Origin of the sequence: Corallococcus terminator, assembly GCF_049194865.1 — a bacterium.
Taxonomy (GTDB): domain Bacteria; phylum Myxococcota; class Myxococcia; order Myxococcales; family Myxococcaceae; genus Myxococcus; species Myxococcus terminator_A.
In genome coordinates this window covers 19,888-37,010 of the sequence record NZ_JBLZWL010000082.1, presented here as the reverse complement: position 1 = coordinate 37,010, position 17,123 = coordinate 19,888, and the positions used below count along the sequence as shown (strand labels likewise).

General features: G+C 67.3%; 19 protein-coding genes. 14 read left to right on the top strand and 5 right to left on the bottom strand.

What is annotated here, in order from left to right; genetic code table 11:
- Positions 1-57 precede the first annotated feature (57 nt).
- The gene (locus ACN469_RS25755) at positions 58-378 is read left to right on the top strand and encodes a TraR/DksA family transcriptional regulator (protein WP_498771749.1); all 321 of its coding nucleotides are present in this window, start codon (positions 58-60) and stop codon (positions 376-378) included.
- A 177-nt stretch (positions 379-555) separates the two neighbouring features.
- On the opposite strand, the gene ACN469_RS25750 is transcribed toward ACN469_RS25755, so the two are convergent.
- Positions 556-951 carry a winged helix-turn-helix transcriptional regulator gene (locus ACN469_RS25750; protein WP_498771747.1) on the bottom strand — a complete coding sequence of 132 codons (396 nt, stop codon included), beginning with the start codon at positions 949-951 and terminating at the stop codon, positions 556-558.
- Between the two features lie 115 nt (positions 952-1,066).
- Here ACN469_RS25750 and gstA point away from each other — a divergent pair, with 115 nt between their 5' ends.
- The 6 genes from gstA (at position 1,067) to ACN469_RS25720 (ending at position 7,421) form a co-directional block, all read left to right on the top strand.
- Entirely contained in the window at positions 1,067-1,675 is a 609-nt protein-coding gene (gstA, locus tag ACN469_RS25745) for a glutathione transferase GstA (protein WP_498771745.1), read from the top strand.
- A 407-nt stretch (positions 1,676-2,082) separates the two neighbouring features.
- Positions 2,083-3,960, top strand: coding sequence for a hypothetical protein (locus ACN469_RS25740; protein WP_498771744.1), 1,878 nt, complete (start codon positions 2,083-2,085; stop codon positions 3,958-3,960).
- A 523-nt stretch (positions 3,961-4,483) separates the two neighbouring features.
- Positions 4,484-4,861: a DUSAM domain-containing protein gene (locus ACN469_RS25735; RefSeq protein WP_498771742.1), complete on the top strand. Its 378-nt coding sequence runs from the start codon at positions 4,484-4,486 to the stop codon at positions 4,859-4,861.
- A 226-nt stretch (positions 4,862-5,087) separates the two neighbouring features.
- Positions 5,088-6,437, top strand: a complete 1,350-nt coding sequence (locus ACN469_RS25730) for an AHH domain-containing protein (protein WP_498771740.1) — start codon at positions 5,088-5,090, stop codon at positions 6,435-6,437.
- A 14-nt stretch (positions 6,438-6,451) separates the two neighbouring features.
- On the top strand, positions 6,452-7,027 hold the full coding sequence (locus tag ACN469_RS25725; protein ID WP_498771738.1) for an imm11 family protein: 576 nt from the start codon (positions 6,452-6,454) through the stop codon (positions 7,025-7,027).
- A gap of 16 nt (positions 7,028-7,043) precedes the next feature.
- Positions 7,044-7,421 (top strand): DUSAM domain-containing protein, encoded by a 378-nt coding sequence (locus ACN469_RS25720; protein WP_498771736.1) that lies wholly within the window; start codon positions 7,044-7,046, stop codon positions 7,419-7,421.
- 24 nt (positions 7,422-7,445) lie between these two features.
- Here ACN469_RS25720 and ACN469_RS25715 read toward each other — a convergent pair whose 3' ends face one another.
- Positions 7,446-8,330, bottom strand: coding sequence for a DUF2381 family protein (locus ACN469_RS25715; protein WP_498771899.1), 885 nt, complete (start codon positions 8,328-8,330; stop codon positions 7,446-7,448).
- Between the two features lie 55 nt (positions 8,331-8,385).
- Positions 8,386-10,365: a serine/threonine protein kinase gene (locus ACN469_RS25710; RefSeq protein WP_498771734.1), complete on the bottom strand. Its 1,980-nt coding sequence runs from the start codon at positions 10,363-10,365 to the stop codon at positions 8,386-8,388.
- 277 nt (positions 10,366-10,642) lie between these two features.
- Between ACN469_RS25710 and ACN469_RS25705 the strand changes: the two genes are divergently transcribed.
- From ACN469_RS25705 to ACN469_RS25680, 6 genes are all read left to right on the top strand, one after another.
- Positions 10,643-10,861 (top strand): hypothetical protein, encoded by a 219-nt coding sequence (locus tag ACN469_RS25705; protein WP_176437305.1) that lies wholly within the window; start codon positions 10,643-10,645, stop codon positions 10,859-10,861.
- Positions 10,861-11,856: a type I methionyl aminopeptidase gene (gene map, locus ACN469_RS25700; protein ID WP_498771732.1), complete on the top strand. Its 996-nt coding sequence runs from the start codon at positions 10,861-10,863 to the stop codon at positions 11,854-11,856. The genes ACN469_RS25705 and map overlap by 1 nt, the downstream gene beginning before the upstream one ends.
- 305 nt (positions 11,857-12,161) lie before the next feature.
- Positions 12,162-12,548, top strand: coding sequence for a hypothetical protein (locus ACN469_RS25695; protein ID WP_498771730.1), 387 nt, complete (start codon positions 12,162-12,164; stop codon positions 12,546-12,548).
- 155 nt (positions 12,549-12,703) lie between these two features.
- Positions 12,704-12,937: a hypothetical protein gene (locus tag ACN469_RS25690; RefSeq protein ID WP_498771728.1), complete on the top strand. Its 234-nt coding sequence runs from the start codon at positions 12,704-12,706 to the stop codon at positions 12,935-12,937.
- 32 nt (positions 12,938-12,969) lie between these two features.
- Complete coding sequence (locus ACN469_RS25685) at positions 12,970-13,347, top strand: hypothetical protein (protein WP_498771727.1); 378 nt, start codon at positions 12,970-12,972, stop codon at positions 13,345-13,347.
- Between the two features lie 31 nt (positions 13,348-13,378).
- A complete protein-coding gene (locus ACN469_RS25680; protein ID WP_498771726.1) occupies positions 13,379-14,377 on the top strand; it encodes a prolipoprotein diacylglyceryl transferase in 999 nt (332 codons plus the stop codon).
- Positions 14,378-14,381: 4 nt separating this feature from the next.
- On the opposite strand, the gene ACN469_RS25675 is transcribed toward ACN469_RS25680, so the two are convergent.
- Entirely contained in the window at positions 14,382-14,711 is a 330-nt protein-coding gene (locus ACN469_RS25675) for a DUF2917 domain-containing protein (RefSeq protein ID WP_498771724.1), read from the bottom strand.
- A 198-nt stretch (positions 14,712-14,909) separates the two neighbouring features.
- On the opposite strand from ACN469_RS25675, the gene ACN469_RS25670 reads away from it, so the two are divergent.
- A complete protein-coding gene (locus ACN469_RS25670) occupies positions 14,910-16,346 on the top strand; it encodes an aminotransferase-like domain-containing protein (RefSeq protein ID WP_498771722.1) in 1,437 nt (478 codons plus the stop codon).
- A gap of 10 nt (positions 16,347-16,356) precedes the next feature.
- On the opposite strand, the gene ACN469_RS25665 is transcribed toward ACN469_RS25670, so the two are convergent.
- A complete protein-coding gene (locus ACN469_RS25665) occupies positions 16,357-17,046 on the bottom strand; it encodes a hypothetical protein (protein WP_498771721.1) in 690 nt (229 codons plus the stop codon).
- Between the last annotated feature and the right edge of the window lie 77 nt (positions 17,047-17,123).

The following is a 17,123-nucleotide window of genomic DNA, read 5'->3' as shown; positions in this document are numbered from 1 at the left end:
TGGCATGTTTTCTGAAATGCCCGGCCTCCACTCTCCCTCTGGGAAAGGAAGGTCGCGATGGAAGCGACGGATGCGCCCGGCATGGGGTGGCGGGAGCGAAGCATGGACAGTCTGGCTCGTGAGGCGCGTGACGCCCTGTTGCAGCGCGGCGAGCGCCTGAGGTCACGGACCTGGCTCCCGCCGAGTGTTCCGGAAGCAAGCACGCCGCTCTCCGACGCGGAGCGGCAGGAGTTGCTCGACATCGACGCGGCGCTCCAGCGAATCGCTGGCGGGTATTTCGGCCGCTGCGAGCGGTGTGGTGGTGCGATGGGGAGACATCGCCTGCGCGCGATTCCCGAGGCGCGCTACTGCCTGACGTGCGCGACGCTGGTGCGCTGAAAGTGCGTGGGGCCGTGCGCGGGGTTGATGCGACGTCCAGGGCCGGAGCTCCACGCGCGAGACGTGGAGTGAGTCGCATCGCGAGCAATGCTCTCAGGACGAGGATGCGAGCATGGGCGGCATGTCCGCCGTGTGCCACCGCTACTTCTCTGCCGGAGGTGTTTCTGCCAGCGGAGGTCAGGCCTGGCGTCGGGAGCGGTGTGTGGGATTGTCGTGGTGATGCGAGGCCAGGGTCCCCTCGCGCAACCGGGTACCCACCCGGACGATGGAGTCAATCACTGGCACCAGCTCCAGGCCGAGCGAGGACAGGGTGTACTCCACGGAGGGCGGCGAGGTGGGGAGGACCTCGCGCGTCACCGCGCCCTTCTTCGTCAGCTCGCGCAGCCGCGTGGTGAGCACCTTGGGCGAGATGCCGGGGATGTCGTGGAGCAGCTCCCCGAAGCGCCGGGGGCCACCGGAGAGCTGCCAGACGACGTTGGTGGTCCACGCTCCGCCCAGCAACGACATGCAGGCGTGAATGGGGCAGCCCGGGGGCGGGGGTGGGGCCTTGCTCTTCCGCAGCTTCAGGGACATGGGCAGTTACCGCGAGGTGAGTGGAAAGTGCGCTGACCTTACTCGCGCCACTATCCAAAGGTAACCGGGGCCCGTTAGTGATGCACCGTCGTTCCCATCCACCACGAGGAAGCCGATGAAGCTCTATTTCTCCCCGGGCGCCTGCTCGCTGTCTCCCCACATCGTCGCGCACGAGGCGGGGCTCGAGCTCCAGCTCGAGAAGGTCGACACCCAGACCAAGGTCCTCCAGTCGGGCGGCGACTTCTGGAAGATCAACCCGAAGGGCTATGTGCCCGCGTTGGAGCTGGAGCCGGGCGAGGTCCTCACGGAGGGCCCCGCGCTCGTACAGTACCTGTCGGACCTGCGGCCCGAGGCGGGGCTGATGCCCGCTGCGGGCAGCCGCGAGCGCTACCGTGTGCTGGAGATGCTCGGCTACATCAACTCCGAGCTGCACAAGACGTACGCTCCGCTCTTCAGGCCGACGACGCCGGACGTGACGCGCGAGGAGCGCACGGCGTACCTGCTCAAGCGCTACACGCTCATCGAGGAGCGACTGGCCACTCGCGCCTACCTCTTCGGTGACACCTTCGGCGTCGCCGATGCCTACCTCTACACCGTCACCCGCTGGGCGGAGTACGTGAAGGTGGACCTGTCCGGCTTCCCAAAGCTGATGGCGTTCATGGAGCGCGTCTCCGCGCGTCCAGCGGTGCGCAAGGCGCTCGCGGCCGAGGGGCTCCCGGTCTGACGTCGTCCTTGCCTTCGAACAGGCCTCGTCTGGATTCGGGGACGCGCTCGCGGAAGGGCTGTGGCGAGCGCGTTGGCAGGCGCACAGGCTCACCTGGGCACGCTCTCCGAGCGCCATGCGCATGACTCGCAGTGGCTCCACGGCGGGACTTATGTCGAGCACCTGCCCGTTCCGCCACAGGTGCTCGCCTGCTCGTTCGGCGGCGGGCACTGGCCGGAGCCAGGCCGCCAGGTCTTCCCCGGCGAGGCACGCGAACACCGTCTCCAGCCCCGAGGTGGTGACGGAGGTCCGCGCGGGCGGAATGCTTGCATCCGTCGCCGCCGCGCTGTCAGGCTCACCTTCCCGCGTCGCACGCTGGCACTGGGAATCCGGGTGAGAGCCAGGCGCGCTTCGCGTGTGGGGAATGGATGAGCACAGGTCGTGTCATGGGATTGGCGGCGCGTGTTGCCCTGCTGGTGATGGGGGTGGGTGTTCTTGGGCTGTCGTGTGTGAAGCGACCCGTGGACTATGCACGGGAACACGCACGAACCCTCGCGCCCGCGAAGTTGGAGTCCTCGTCGCAGGCGTCCGCGGGGCCGGTCCGGAAGCTTCGGGTCCGGGTCTATGCGGATGCGGACTACCGGGAGCAGGTGCTGCGCTGGCGAAGCAGCGTCGTGTCCCAGTTGCAGCGCGCGAGCGCGGTCGTCCGGGGGCCGCTGGGCGTCGTCTTCGAGCTCGAGTCGACGCGCGAGTGGGCGCATCGCGGTGTCGAGGGCGAGCTGGAGGGCTCGCTGGCAGCGCTGGAGCTGGAGGACCCGGGCGAGGACGTGGACCTGGTGGTCGGCTTCGTCTCCACGCTCAAGTTCTTCTCCTCCGCGCATCATGAGCTGGGCATGGCGCGGATGTTCGGACGCCACTGTGTGCTGCGCGAGATGGGGAACCCGGAGGAGGTCCGCGCCATCATGGAGGCGTTGATCCACCTGCCCCAGAATGAACGGCAGACGCTCTATCAGGAGCGGAAGGCGCACAAGGAGACGTCTGTCTTCCTGCATGAGTGGGCGCACACGCTGGGGGCATTCCACGTGCGCAACTCGCACTGGATGATGTACCCGCGCTACGCGCCGAATCAGGCGGCCTTCGGGTCGCAGACGCTGGCGTTGCTCGCGACCAGCCTTCGCCATGTCTCGGCGGGTCGTCGTGATGACGAGGCCGCGCGGGCCTGGGCGACCGAGCTGGGTGCACAGCTGGCCGCGACGTCCTCGCCGGACTGGGAGGGACCGGAGAAGGAGGCTGTCGTCGAATGGCTCGCGAAGGTCCGCGAGGGCAGGGCGCCGCTGGCCCAGCACCAGTCCAAGGACTCCATGTCACCCGAGGACCGGCGTCGGCTCGACGAAGTCCTCGCGCTCGACAAGGAGGGGCGCGTGGAGGTCGCCGCCCAGCAGATGGCGCCCCTCGCGCGGCGCTATTCGGGGGACGTTCGCCTCCAGGTGTTGGCTTGCTACCTGGACACGCGGGTCGCGCCAAAGCTGCCGGCGACCCGGGAGAAGTGCGAAGCCGTCGCCGAGAAGTTCCCCACCGAGGCCGCCTCCCTGCTTCAGCTCGCGGTCCTGGACCTTCAGCAGGAGCATCACCTGGAAGCCCAAGGCCACCTCGTGCGAGCGCGGCAGCGGATGGAGGCGAACCCGGGAACGCAGCCCGAAGTCTGGGGAGACCTCGCGGCGCTCTTCAAGCAGACCTCCTCACTCACCTGGGCCGAGCAGGCCACCCAGAAGGCGGGAGGTGGGGCTTGGGCCGAGCCGCTGCGGGCCTGGGCGTCGCAGACTCGACGATGGATGGCATTGCCGGTGGACGTCTCCGTGAGCGGTGTCGCGGTGGAGCGGGAGGGAGAGCTCATCCGCGCGGCCAAGGACGTCACGACGTATCTGGACAAGGGGCAGGCGGGGAAGGCGCAGGCACGACTCGCTTGGTTGAAGCGCGAGTTCCCGAACGCGGCGGTGCGGCACGTGGTCGACTGCGAAGTCCACCTGCGCGCTGGAAGGACTGGGCCCGCGCGGACGGCGTGTCGGCGCGCGGTGGCCGCACACGAGGAGGCGGTGCAGGCGCACTTCCTCCTGGGGTTGCTGGCCTCCACGTCCGGTCCCCGCGAGGAAGCGCGGACGCACCTGGAACGCGTCGTGGCGCTGGAGCCCCTGCACAGGGAGGCGTGGCGACTCCTGGCGGAGCAGTACCGCGCCGTGGGCATGGCGGAGGCGCTGAAGACGCTCCAGGGGCAGTATCGTGAGCGATTCGCCCAGGAGCTGCGCTGAGGATGCTCGGGGATGTCGTCCCACGGGTGGAGGGGCGTCCGCGGCTGTAGCTGTGGGCTCGCGGGACGTGTCCTGATGCGCGGCGTGGGTCAGAGGAGTGGGTGGGGTTCTGTAGTGTTCGCACCATGAAAAATGCGAGCAGCTTGGTCTCCGGTTCTATGCTCCCAGTCCTGGTTGCCGTGCTCTCGCTCCGGTGCGCCACCGCTGGGCCCACCTGTCTGGACAGCGAGACGTGTTGTCTCCAGGCGCATCCGGAAACCCTGCTGCTTGTGGCTTCACCAGCGCGGAAGCCGCCGCCATCCTCGCGACTGGGGCGGCGGCGACAGCCACCCTCGCCACCTCCGAGTCCGAGGACGATGACCCGGACGAAGGCTGGAAGCAGGACTGCGTGGAAAATTACGTTCGCTGCAAGTCCGAGAACAAGCCTCGATGGATGGGGCCCTGCTATGACTGCCTGCGCTACTGCGAGGGCCAGCGCGAATGGCCATTTGATAAGTGCCGTCAACGTTAGGAGGCCTTGCGCATGCCCGACCACGAAGATTGGGACGCAATCAGGGTGCTGAACCAGCGCGTCACCGACCAGGGAGAACCGTTCGTTCTCAACGATGAGCTTCGCCGCGTTCTGAGAGTGACGGCGTCAGACGTCGCAATGCCGGCAGCAGAGGCCGAGAAGGCGCTGTCGAGTGATGAAGGTGCTGCTGGACTCTTGAAGGAGATAGCGAAGCGCATCCGTGTAGGGTCGCGTCGTCTGTCGCGCGCTCTCAGTGAGTCAGGGAGAAGAGAGGAAGCTGGCGACAAGGAGGGCGCGCGCGAGCCGTTTCTGGATCTGCTCGAGGTTGAAGTCGTGCCGCTCTACCGGGAAATCGCTCAGATAAATCTCGACGCGCTGGAAGACCCATGATGGACCGGGGAGAGTGTTGCCCGTTCACACCCTAGGCAATCGCACCGGTTCGAGGATGACCGCGCGTGAGATTTACCCGGTGTGCGCAACATGAAAATGCGGGCAGCATGTCCTCCAGCTCCCTGCTCCCAGTCCTGTGCGAGTTAGCCTTGGCGGAATGTCATTGTCTTCTGGTATTTCCAGGGTGCGCCTGCTTTGTGGCGGGCCACTGGCTGGGAGACACGCCATGTTGCTTCGCTGGGCGCTGCTGCTGCTCTTGCTCGCGGCCGTTACTGGCTGCACGCCGAGCCGAGTCGTGCGGCTGGATACCGGAACTGACTCCTACGTCGTCACCCCTAGCGAGGAGCCAGGCGCGGAAGTGGGAGCGGCCGAACTCGGCGACGACGAATATAAGGAGGCCATCTCTGAACTTGCCCGGGACGTGCGTCCGTTCCGCAACCCCATGCAGGAAGCCCGAGAACTCTTCGGCGTGCCGTCCCGCAGCGGGGTGTACCGATTCGAGAGTCGCCCCCCGCACCTTACCCCCCAGCGTCGAGAGGACGCCGACGGTCCCCACCTGCTGGAGTCGTACGCGGATGACGAGCTGACGCGCGCATACGGCCAGTGGTGCATGCGGAAGGATCAACCCGGGGACTGCTTGCGGCTGTTGGAGGAAGGCCCCCTGCTGGCCAGCGACGGCAAATACACGTGGGCCTTGGCCATCGCGATGGATTCGGTGTGGGAGGAGACGGCCAAAACATTGGAGGGCATGACGGACCCCGGCGCGGTCATGGCCACCATCACGGCCGCGGCGACGATGTACCTGCTGCTCTGGGCGCTACCCGAGCCGATTTCAAAGGGCGTCGCCGCGACCATGACAGCCCTTGCCATTGCCTACCTGGGCGTGGACACGGTGTGGCGCCTGCTGGACGGGTGGTTGACCCTGGTGCACGAGGTGGACCAGGCCACGACCTTCGAGCAGCTCATCTTGTCGGGCGAGGCGTATGGCGAAGTCCTCGGCGAGAATGCGGCGCGCGTCTTTGTGATGCTCGCCACGGCCGCTATCGGCAGCACGGCAGGGTTGGCCGCGAAAGCGGCGAGACTGCCCGGCTCCGCGCAAGCCGCGATGGCCGTGGAGACTCAAGCGGGCTACCAGTACGCAGCGGTGGGGAGTGTGCGGTCAGTCAAGGTGGCGGCGGACGGCTTCACCATCGCGCTCGCCCCTAACGCCGTCGCCATGGCAGGCCAGGGAATGCGCTCCGGCAGGGGACAGCGCCACCACATCGCCACGAACAAGAACAAAGTCTCCACCGCGAATGGAGGGCCCTGGACACCGGAGTTCCGAAAACTATTCAGGCGGGCAGGGATGGAGCTGAAGGATTCCGAAAACATCGTCGAAATCGTGGGGCACAAGGGACCACACAGCGAGCAGTACCACTCATTCATCTACAGGCGACTACTTCAAGGATTGGGGGAGTGCCGGAAGGTCGCGGAGTGCCGGAAGGCACTCACGGACGAACTTCGCATTCTCGCCAAAGAAGCCCAGACCCGAGGAACGGAAGTCTACAGGCTTTTGATGAAACAGCCTGTGAGGTAATCAGGAGGTCCACCATGCCGAAACAACCTCGATACTTCTCGCTCGAACCGGATATGCAGAAGGGGAAATGGTCCCTGGATGAACCGCTTGATGGCCAGGGCCACGAAATGGAGAACTTCAGGGAGTTCACGTCGGGACGACCCGTTCATGTCTCTGGCCGCCTGTCGATCCCCATCGACGTGCCCGGAAGGCGGTTGGACTACAGCACGGCAGGCGCTGCCCTGACCCCAGTTGTTCACATCAAGGTAGCCACCCTCTTCGCTGAACTGGCGCCCGACGACGTGCAACTGATACCTGTGGATGTCAAAGGTTACCCAGACGCGTATCAAATACTCGTGGCCACGAAGGTTCTCCGGTGCATCGATGACAAGGCATCGAGAGAGATTCTGCTTTGGAAGCCAGAGGACGAGCGACCGGATAAGCTCGGCCAGTACCGATGCGTGGCGGGTATGCGGATTGACCGCAAGAAAGTGGGAGACGCCAAGGTCTTCCGCACCTGGGGGTGGACAGTCGCCCTCATCGTCACGGAGGACATCAAGGCGGCCATGGAGCGTGCGATGATCACGGGCGCGAAGTTCGAGGAAGTCTAGGTTAAGAGACCTACGGATGCCCGACCATAAAGATTGGGACGCAATCTGGCATCTGAACCAGCGCGTCACTGACCAAGGACAACCGTTGGTCCTCACGGATGAGCTTCGCCGTCTTCTGCGAGTGACGGCGTCGGACGTCGCCATGCCGGCAGCGGAGGCCGAGAAGGCGCTGTCGAGTGATGAAGGTGCTGCCGGACTCTTGAGCGAGATAGCGAAGCGCATCCGAGTCGGGTCGCGCCGCCTGTCACGCGCCATAGTCGAGTCCGCGAGAAGAGAGGAAGCTGGCGACAAGGATGGCGCGCGAGAGCCGTTTCTGGAGGTGCTCGCGGTTGAAGTCGTCCCGCACTACCGCCGGATTGCTCAGTCACACCTCGGCGCGCTGGACGAACCATGACTGGCCGAGGAGGCTGTTACCCGCTTACATTTGAGGGAAGCGCACGGGTCCGATGATGACAGTTCGTGAGTCTTTTCCGTCGCGCAGTTCGAGTGTGTAGGTGCCTTGCAGTTCACGCGAGTTGGCTTCTGTCTCCAGGACGAGCAACACCTCGGTGTCGCCATCGACCAGGGGCTTCGACTGCCAGACCCGCAGCTCACGAGAGCGGCGACTCAGGGTGTCCGTGAGCGTGGCTCGGCTCACGGTCCACGGGGGATGGCCACCGGCTGAAGCCAGCAAGAGTGCTACCGCGACGCGGGACCTGCTCCTGAATGCATGCGCATGTGTGTCGCGAGACAAAATGGACTGGGTCGTTGCGAGGAGGTCCTGGCCGAGTGCGCCGCCGAGAAGGCCCTGCTCGCTCAGGAACCCTGTGGCGAAGAGCCCTGTCAGACCTGTTGGACCCTGCTGAGCTCGAAGCCTCGCGTTCTCCTCACGCAGCCTCAAAAGCTCGCCTTCGAGCTGGGCGGTCTCGGTCAGTTCGTCGCGCACGCTCGGCGGAGCGCTCACGATCTCCACCTGCGCATCGAAGTGCCCCGGGGTCACGACGAGGAGAAAGCTCGCTGCCTTGAGAGGGGAGCCGTCCTCGTAGCGCAGGGTCAGGCGAAGCCGTGTGCCTTCCTGGAGTTTGTCCGAGGGCAAGAGCACGAGGGTGTCCTCGGCCAGGACCACACGGTGAAAGCGCTCCCGTCCCTCCAGCGTCACGGCGTCTCGTGCGAGAGGTGTGTCGAACAGGAGCACGGTGGTGCCTCCGGGACGAATAAAGATCTCGGCAGGTGCTGGAGCGTGTCGTGTCCCCAGTTCGATGCGACGAACCTCCGAAGAAGGCGACGACGTGTGAGACTGAGCCAGGGCGGGCCCGTTCCACATGCTCATGGCGACGAGGTACACCACGAGCCGCAGGAGGGGGCGCGGACGACGCGTGCTACTCCTCCTCGTCACCGGTCTCCTGGAAGCGATCAACGACGCGCACGGCGAACTTGTTGTACACGACCGCATGCTCATCGTTGCTGCCTGCCTTGGTGGGAATGCCATACACCCCTCTCTGGTTGGGGTGGACATACGAGAGGCAGACGGGATAGCTCTTGCCCTTGAATCGCGCCTCGACGATTCGGCCATAGACTCGGGTGGATGTAATGTAGATGTTCGTGATGAGTTGCGTTCCTGGGCGGAGCACTCCGATCGATCGGTCCAGCTGGGTCGAGATTCGCGACTCGCGGAGGGTGATGTCAGCGCCGACGAGCCCGGTATTGTCCCGCTCCCCGATGGAGGCGGCGCCTTGGTGATATAACTCCATGTTGAGCCGCTCCATGGTCTCCAACGCTCCGGGCGGGCAATCCTCGGCGGGAGGCACTGGCTGGCGTTTCACCAGCGCCGGTGAGCTGGCGCAGGCGAGCCCAGTACAAGCCAATGCCACCTTGGACATACGGGCCAGAGAGGAGTGCTGCTTCACGGGGGCGGGGGGCGACGCGGACAGGGCGGGGGCCTTCTTCACGGGAGTGGGGTCCTGGAGTGACGACGCCACGGGGGCGACGGTCGCGGGGGTGAGCTCCGCCGATGGCGAAATCGCGACTCCGCTACTGTGCGGCGACTCACGCGGGCTGGCCAGTTTCTGACCAGTAGAGGCGTTGGTTTCATGGGTTACCTGTGGAGTTGTCTGTCTCCATCCGACCACCCACCAGATCCCCAACACGCCCAACGCCGCCACTCCCGCCAGGGCCAACAGCAGGCGTCGATAAGGATGGGGATGTATCCGTCGCGCCTGGCCCTCCAGCGTGGCGTATCCGGGCGAGATCCACGGCGCGGGCTGTGGTGGGGGTGGACGCAAGATGCCCATCACGGTGGCCCACAGCTGCTGCAGCCGAGCCCGCGTCCTCGACGGAGGCTTGCGCAGGTGCGACGCCCACTCCGGACGGCGCACGCGGCGCAGGGCTGGAGACGGCGCTCCGTCCACGGTGTCGAGCGGAGGCTCCGCCCAATCAAAGAGGGGCTCATCCCAGGACCCGCCGGGCGCCCCTTCCAAGGTGACAACCAGCGTCGAGGCCAGCTCCGCGCCACTCTGGAAGCGCCGCGCGGGGTCCTTGTCCAACATCCGCTGGACCAGCGCGTCGAGCGCCGCCGGCACGCGCGGATTCACCGTGGAGGGCGCTGGCGGCTCCTGCGAGGTGATGGCGGCGCACAGCACGTCCGCCGGCCAGTCGGGGAGGAAGGGGTAGTGGCCCGTGGCGGCGCGGTACAGACAGACCCCCAGCGCATACAGGTCATCGGTGGCCACTGAGGTGTAGCGGGCTACCGGGTGACGCCAGTGGCGCTGGTGGAAGCGGACGGCCTCCGGGCTGCGCAGATAGAGCGTCCCCGGGGGCAGGGGACCGGTGGTCAGCGTGGGCGCACCGGTGTACACGCCCGCGCCCAGGTCGATGAGCACCGGGTCTCCCTCGGGAGTCCTCAAGAGGATGTGCTCCGGCTTGAGGTCCCGGTGCAGCACGTCCCCCGCGTGCAGCGTGTCGAGCGCCAGCGCCACGCGACGAATCGTCTCCAGGAGCTGCCGGTAAGTGGGGTTGTGGTGGTCCGCCCAGACGTGGAGCGGAGGCCCGGGCACCCAGTCCATGACGAAGTAGAAGTAGCCGGTGGCGATGTCCGGCCAGCGGGCACAGGCGTGCACCGCCACCACGTTGGGATGCACCGCGCGGTCCAGCAGCAGGGTGAACTCGCGCAACGCACGGCCCTCGGAGAGGTCGCGGGCCAGCTTGAGGGCGAAGTAGTGGCCCGGCGTGTCCAGGGGCTCCACTCGATAGACGACGCCATACCCGCCCACCCCCAGTCGCTCGATGACGCGCCAGCAGTTGGTGATGACGTGGCCCGGAGGGAGGGAGTCCGGATTCATCGGTGGGGTCCGCGTGCTCATGGTCGTCAGAGGTCTCCTGGGAGTCACTGAACCTAGCAGGTTGAGTGCCCCATGCGAGACCCGTGATGGTGGGTCCCCGAGAGACGACCTCCCAGGCAGGAATCCAGGGCCCCCAAGGGAGCGCGGGTCTGCTCTGCCCCCACCCGCCCTGGCACCCCCGAGGCTGTCCGGAAGGCCCCAGTGGGGTTGTCCGCCCGGCCGCCCCCCACCCGGGGAGGCGGTAAAAGCCGTGCGCCGGGCCGTGTCTAAGGGTATAGACAGGCCCTTCATGTGTCCCATGGTGAAGACCGAAGACCTCATCGACGCCCAGGGCGTGGCCGGCCTGCTGCAGCTGCGCCACTCCAACAGCGTCAGCACCTATCTGCGCCGCTACCCGGACATGCCCCGCCCCATCCTGGACCTGGGCACGGGCCGTCCCCGGTTGTGGTTGCGTCCCCAGGTGCTGCGCTGGCTGCGCGCCCGCAAGTCCGACACGGTCCACACCGGAGTTGAGTGATGACCACCGCCAGTCCCCGTACCCCTCCCGCCGTGCTGCCTGGTCCCAATGACGTTTGCTGGTGCGGCAGCGGCACCAAGTACAAGAAGTGTCACCGTGGCGCCGACGCCGTGGAGGCTCGCAAGAAGGGCCCCGAGGTGGCTCGCCAGGGCATCCGGCCGGGCATCATCAGCCCCCGCCGCGACGTGCCCCTGAACATCCCGCGTCCGGACTACGCCGTGTCCGGTCGGCCGCCGCGCCGGGGCGGAGACTCCGACATCAAGACGCCGGACGTCATCGCGCGCATGCGCCGCGCCTGCAAGGCCGCCGCGGAGGTGCTCCAGGAGGTGGCCAGCCACGTCCGCCCGGGCATCACCACCGACGAGTTGGATGCCATCACCCACGAGGCGTACATCCGCCGGGGCGGCTACCCGAGCACGCTCAACTACCACGGCTTCCCCAAGTCGCTGTGCACCTCCGTCAACGAGGTCATCTGCCACGGCATCCCCGACAGCCGCGCGCTCGAGGATGGGGACATCGTCAACCTGGACATCACCATCTTCCTGGATGGGGTGCACGGGGACTGCTCGGCCACGTACTTCGTGGGCACTCCGCAGCCGGAGAGCGAGCGACTGGTGCGAGTCACGCGCGAGTGTCTGAACGAGGGCCTCGCCGCCGTGAAGCCCGGCCGTCCCATCAGCGACATTGGCCGCGCGATTGAGAATCACGCCACGAAGAACGGCGTGAGCGTGGTGCGCGCCTACTGTGGCCACGGCATCGGCGAGACGTTCCACACGGCCCTCCAGATTCCGCACTACTACGAGCCGGAGGCCGACACCGTCATGCAGACGGGCATGATTTTCACCGTCGAGCCGATGATCAACCAGGGCGGCTGGGGCCACCGCACGTGGGATGACGGGTGGACCGCCGTCACCGCGGACGGCAGCCGCAGCGCGCAGTTCGAGCACACGCTGCTCGTCACCGAGCAGGGCGCCGAAATCCTCACGGTGCCCTGAGCCGCCTCATCGTCCCGAGGCCCCCTCGAGTTCCAGGGGGCCCCTCGGGCGGCTAAGGTGTTCCCGCGTCGCCCCGCGGTCCGAGCCCGCCGTGTGAAGGCAGACAGTCCCCGGCTCGCGGACTTCCCGACACGAGGGCTTCCTCCCTGTCGCGGAGTCGACGTCCCCGCCAGATGACCTCCTGGCCTGTTCGGGACGGTGCGCTATCACGTGCGCCCCGGCCGGGGTTCGACGTGTCTGGCTTTCGCGACGCGGAGCGCTCCGGCGAGGGCCTGTCCACGCGGTTGTCTTGCCGGAGGCGCGCCATGGCACTCGATATCGCTGTCGACCCCCACTCGCTCAAGAGCGTCCAGGATGTCATCCAGACGCTGGAGGGGACGTTCCAGGTGGACTTCATCCCTGGCGTCCTGAAGAAGCTGGAGGAGAAGCTGCTCGTGGAGCGCGCGGCCTTCCGCGCGAACGAGCTGACACAGCGCTACGAGCTGGATCTCTACTTCGGACTGAAGGCCCCCGAGGTGGAGGACTCACGGGAGGCGTTCCTGAAGGTGGGGATGAGCATCACCATCCAGCCGGAGGTGGTCTCCAGGGGGCGCAGGCCCGCGCGGTATGACGGCACGCTGGAAGTCCCCCTCTCCGGCGAGGACATCACCCACGTGCCGTTCGCGCTCTACCTGAAGAGGAGCCTCCGGTAGCGCTTTCGCCGTCTCAATTTCAACAGCAACACGCATGCCAGGGTGATTGTGAGTTGGATGCCACGCGGTAACAGTGCGAATGGGCCCGTCGTGGTGTGGCTTCGCGTCATTCATGGGGCCCGTGAATCCCTTCAGTCCTGAAAGGAATTATTCCCATGAAGAGCTGGGTGACGTTGTGCCTTGTCTGTGTCGCGTCCGGAGCATTCGCCGCGGACAAGACCCCGCCGGCCAAGACGCCTCCTCCCGCCACTGCGAAGCCGGCGCCTGAGTCCAAGTCCGCCGAGCCCAAGACGCTCACGCTCGAGGAGGACAAGGCCGCGAAGCAGGAGCCGAAGAACAAGAAGGTGGACACGAAGGCCACCGAGACCGCCAGCAAGCCGCTGCTGTAGCCCTGACTCGAAACCCACGGAGGGTGAACCCCATGAAGAAGATGATGGCGGGATTGTGTCTGGTCTGGCTGTGTCTGTCCCAGGGGACGGCGCAGGGTGCCGAGGATTGCATCAAGACGATGAATCAGGGCTCGGCCACGGTGAAGCTGGGCCTGTATGAACAGAGCTGTATGTCGATGTCCTGGAGCGGAGGGGTGATTACGTCGGACGTCACCTACAACTGCTGTGGTCCCAGCGCGACCATTCGCGTCAACGGGACGGATTGGAATCGGCTGCTCGCCGACGGCAAGCTGGATGGCTTCCGCTACCAGAAGGCCGATACCAACAGCAACGGCTCGACCACGCTCTACTTCCGGAAGGTCGTCGGGAAGGAGCTCACGAACATCCCCGCCGAGGACTTCTTCAAGTAGCCGCAAACCCGTGTCCATGGGAGGAGGGCGCGTGTCTTCCTCCCGTGGCCCGCCAGCGCGAGGCGTCGTGGACACCCACTTCCTGCATGGCTTCAGTCCCTTCCTGTTCCGCTTCTCCGACACGCTCTCCCTGCGCTGGACGGGAGCGGCGTACCTGGTGGGCTTCCTGCTCGTGTTCGCGGTGCTCCGGCGCCAGGCCGCGCGAGGTGAAGGGCCCTTCGAGAGACAGGAGGTGTCCGGGTTCGTGCTCCACGCGGGCCTCCTCGGAGTGATGCTGGGCGGGCGGCTGGGGTACGTGCTGCTGCACCAGTGGGACGACTTCTCCCGGGACGGCTCCGTCTTCTTCCAGTTCAAGCAGGGCGGCGCGTCGGTGCTGGGGACCGTGCTGGGGGTGCTGGCCTTCACGGTGTACTTCGCGCGTCAGCGGCGGCGCTCGTGGCTCCAGGTGACGGATGCGCTGGCGGTGCTCGCGCCGCTGGGGTTCCTGCTGGGAGCGCTCGCGGGGTTCATGGAAGGAGCCCCGCTGGGGCAGGTGACCTCTGTTCCCTGGGCCGTGCGCTTCCCAGCGGAGGTGGGGCTGCCGGACTTCCAGCCCGTCGCGACGCCGTCGTTCGACGTGTCCACGCTGGCCTACGCACCCGGGCACGAGGTGGTGGGGCTGGCGCGCGCGGATGCGTCCTTCCTCGCGGAGCTGCACCACATCCTCCCCGCGCGGCATCCCGTGCTGCTCTACCGGGCCTTGCTGGAGGGACTGCTGTTGGGGAGTGTCCTGATGGGAGTGCGTGCGCTGTGGCGCTCGCGGCCCGTGGGAGTGTTGACCGGGCTGTTCTTCACGCTGCACGGTGGGCTGGCGCTGGCCAGTCTCCCGTTCCGCGCGCCTCAGCCGAACCTGTCCTTCGCCGCGGGGTTCGAGCAGGGCGCGTTGTTTCCCGTGTTGCTGCTGGTCATGGGCGCGGCCTTCCTCCTGAGCGTGCCCGGCCAGCGTGCGGCTGGAGTGGCTGTCCCCGTGCCCGTGAAGCAGGAGGGGTGAGGCCTCACGGGGGACAAGGCCGCTGGCCGTCTCTCGCGAGGCGGAAGCGCGCGGGCCGCAGGGCCTGCACCACGACGTGGCCCGTCTGCTCCAGGCTCACGGTGGCTCCCGGCTCCAGGACGTAGTCCCTCGAGTCCTGCTCGAAGGTGAGCCAGAGCCGGCCCTCGGTGCAGGTGAGCGACAGGCCCTCGCTCCCTTGCAGGCGTCGACTCCAGAGCGCGCCCTGGAACAGGCCGATGCAGCCTGCTTCCGCTTCCAGGTGGGCTTCCGGCCTCAGGTGATTCCACAGCGTGCTCCACCAACCCCGCCCCGACAGAGCGAACATCGACTCCATGGCTCCATGACCTCCTTGCGAGAGCCAACATGCGCCCCGCCACGGGAACAGAACAGATGCAGCCGATTGTCATTGTGACCAGTACAGTCTCCAGGCGAGGAACTGTACCGGTCCGGCATGAGGGCAGGTGTATCTGGGCAGCGGGCGGCGGGCCCGTTACCGATACGGGTCGCGGGACGGCATCTCGTCGGAGGTGGCATGGGCGCGCTGGCACACAAACCGAAGTTGTACGAGCAGGTGGCCGAGCGACTGGAGGAAGCCATCGCCGCGGGGACGCTGCGCGCCGGAGACAGGCTGCCCTCGGTGCGCCAGCTCAGCCTGCGCGAGCGGGTGAGCATCTCCACCGTGCTCCAGGCGTACCTCCATCTGGAGTCGGTGGGGCTCATCGAGACGCGGCCCCAGTCGGGCCACTACGTGCGCCGCCGCGAGCGGCCCCGCCTCGCCGAGCCGCAGGTGTCGCGGCCCGCGACGAGCGCCACCCCCGTCACCGTCAGCGGCCTGGTGTCCCGCGTGTACCAGGCGATGAGGGACCCGCGCATCGTGCAGCTCGGGGGTGCGTGGCCCGCGCCGGAGCTGCTGCCCACGCGGCGACTGTACCGGGAGCTGAACGCGCTCACGCGGGAGGCGGGGGACGTGGGCGTGCTGTACGACGCGCCTCCCGGATGTCCGGAGCTGCGGCAGCAGTTGGCGCGGCGCTCGCTGGACTGGGGTGGGGCGCTGGCGCCCGAGGACTTCATCATCACCTGTGGCGCGGCGGAGGCGATTCACCTGAGCCTGCTCGCGGTGGCGCGCACGGGGGACACCATCGCGATTGAGTCCCCGGCGTACTACGGCACGCTCCAGGCCATCGAGTCCCTGGGGCTGCGGGCGCTGGAGATTCCGTGCTCGCCGCGACATGGAATGGAGCTGGATGCGCTGGAGGCGGCGCTGGAGCGGCGGCGCGTGGCGGCGGTGCTGGTGGTGCCGAGCTTCAGCAACCCGGTGGGCAGCTGCATGCCGGAGCCCCGGCGGAGTCGGTTGGTGGCGATGCTGGAGGCGCGAGGCGTTCCGCTCATCGAGGACGACTTGTATGGCGACCTGCACTTCGACGCGGAGCGTCCGCGCACGTGCAAGTCCTTCGACACGACGGGCAACGTGCTGCTGTGTGGCTCGTTCTCGAAGACGCTCGCGCCGGGGTTTCGCGTGGGGTACTCGGCGCCGGGGCGGTTCCGTGAGCGGGTGGAGCTGCTCAAGTTCTCGCACACGATTGCCACGGCGTCGTTGCCGCCGCTCGCGATCGCTCGGTTCCTGGAAGAGGGCGGGTATGACCGGCACCTGCGCTCGCTGCGCCGCCACCTCAGGTCCCAGGTGGAGAGCATGGCCGGGGGCGTGGCGGAGTACTTCCCGGAGGGGACGCGGGTGGCTCGGCCGTCGGGTGGCTCGCTGCTGTGGGTGGAGCTGCCGCCGAAGGTGGACTCGCTGGAGCTGCATGCGCGCGCCATCGAGGCGGGTATCAGCATCGCGCCCGGGCCCATCTTCTCCGCGCGGCCGGACTCGTACCGGAACTTCATCCGCTTGAGCTGTGGCCAGCCGTGGACGCCGCGCATCGAGGCGGCGGTGTCCACACTGGGGCGCCTGGCGCGCGGCCTCGCGTGACGACGGGGCTTCAGCGAACGAAGAGGATGCCCATGCCCTGGCGGGAGGCCTTGTCCAGGGCGTGCGTGGCCGCGTCGAGCGCGCGGGCCGGGTCTCCGCGTCGCGCGAGGGTCAGCTTGCGCTGAAGCCAGGAGCGGATGCGGGCGGAGCGCAGGTGGGGCTTGTAGTCGGGAGCGCCGTCGAGGTGCTCGCGCAGACCCTCGCGAAGCTGGCGGACCTCGGAGCCCGTCCAGTAGCCGAGGGCCGGGTACGCGCGCTTCAAGCCCGTGTTGGTGGGAGTGTCCTGTCCGGGCAGGCGGCCCCAGACGGCGAAGCGCCAGAGGCGCTGGAGGGGCTCCGCGCAGGACGCGCCGATGACGGCCTCCGCCGCCTGGACGTCGTCCTCGCTGGGATGCAGCTGCGTGGCCAGCTCCAGCGGCGCCCCTCGTGCTTCCTCGCCCAGGTGGAGCAACTCGTCCGCGAGCACGTCGAGCAGGTCCCAGACTCCGTCCTCGAGCCGCTCGGGGAGCCGGGGCAGGGTGTCCGCGCCGTGCCGGGACAGGTGGTCCATCAGCTCCAGGAGCAGGACCTCGTCATCGTCTTCCTCCGGGTCCTCCAGGCCCTCGGCCACGGTGGAGCGCATGGCCGCGAGCCGCGCGCGGGTCAGCACACCGGCGAGTCCCTCGGGGGGCATCAGGAAGAAGGAGACAGGGCTGCTCATGGCCCCTGTGTACACCGGGGCGCGGCCCGACGCGTGGGGAACGTCTGTGTGTCCCCAGACAGCTCAAGCCTTGTACA

Bases quoted from the DNA above. Each gene is read 5' to 3' on its own strand.
- ACN469_RS25685 (WP_498771727.1), top strand. From the start codon at position 12,970: ATGAAGAAGATGATGGCGGGATTGTGTCTGGTCTGGCTGTGTCTGTCC.
- ACN469_RS25670 (WP_498771722.1), top strand. From the start codon at position 14,910: ATGGGCGCGCTGGCACACAAACCGAAGTTGTACGAGCAGGTGGCCGAG.
- ACN469_RS25675 (WP_498771724.1), bottom strand. From the start codon at position 14,711: ATGGAGTCGATGTTCGCTCTGTCGGGGCGGGGTTGGTGGAGCACGCTG.
- ACN469_RS25725 (WP_498771738.1), top strand. From the start codon at position 6,452: ATGCCGAAACAACCTCGATACTTCTCGCTCGAACCGGATATGCAGAAG.
- ACN469_RS25715 (WP_498771899.1), bottom strand. From the start codon at position 8,330: ATGTGGAACGGGCCCGCCCTGGCTCAGTCTCACACGTCGTCGCCTTCT.
- ACN469_RS25665 (WP_498771721.1), bottom strand. From the start codon at position 17,046: ATGAGCAGCCCTGTCTCCTTCTTCCTGATGCCCCCCGAGGGACTCGCC.
- ACN469_RS25735 (WP_498771742.1), top strand. From the start codon at position 4,484: ATGCCCGACCACGAAGATTGGGACGCAATCAGGGTGCTGAACCAGCGC.
- ACN469_RS25740 (WP_498771744.1), top strand. From the start codon at position 2,083: ATGAGCACAGGTCGTGTCATGGGATTGGCGGCGCGTGTTGCCCTGCTG.
- ACN469_RS25750 (WP_498771747.1), bottom strand. From the start codon at position 951: ATGTCCCTGAAGCTGCGGAAGAGCAAGGCCCCACCCCCGCCCCCGGGC.
- ACN469_RS25755 (WP_498771749.1), top strand. From the start codon at position 58: ATGGAAGCGACGGATGCGCCCGGCATGGGGTGGCGGGAGCGAAGCATG.
- ACN469_RS25710 (WP_498771734.1), bottom strand. From the start codon at position 10,365: ATGAGCACGCGGACCCCACCGATGAATCCGGACTCCCTCCCTCCGGGC.
- ACN469_RS25730 (WP_498771740.1), top strand. From the start codon at position 5,088: ATGTTGCTTCGCTGGGCGCTGCTGCTGCTCTTGCTCGCGGCCGTTACT.
- ACN469_RS25690 (WP_498771728.1), top strand. From the start codon at position 12,704: ATGAAGAGCTGGGTGACGTTGTGCCTTGTCTGTGTCGCGTCCGGAGCA.
- gstA (WP_498771745.1), top strand. From the start codon at position 1,067: ATGAAGCTCTATTTCTCCCCGGGCGCCTGCTCGCTGTCTCCCCACATC.
- ACN469_RS25720 (WP_498771736.1), top strand. From the start codon at position 7,044: ATGCCCGACCATAAAGATTGGGACGCAATCTGGCATCTGAACCAGCGC.
- ACN469_RS25705 (WP_176437305.1), top strand. From the start codon at position 10,643: ATGGTGAAGACCGAAGACCTCATCGACGCCCAGGGCGTGGCCGGCCTG.
- ACN469_RS25695 (WP_498771730.1), top strand. From the start codon at position 12,162: ATGGCACTCGATATCGCTGTCGACCCCCACTCGCTCAAGAGCGTCCAG.
- map (WP_498771732.1), top strand. From the start codon at position 10,861: ATGACCACCGCCAGTCCCCGTACCCCTCCCGCCGTGCTGCCTGGTCCC.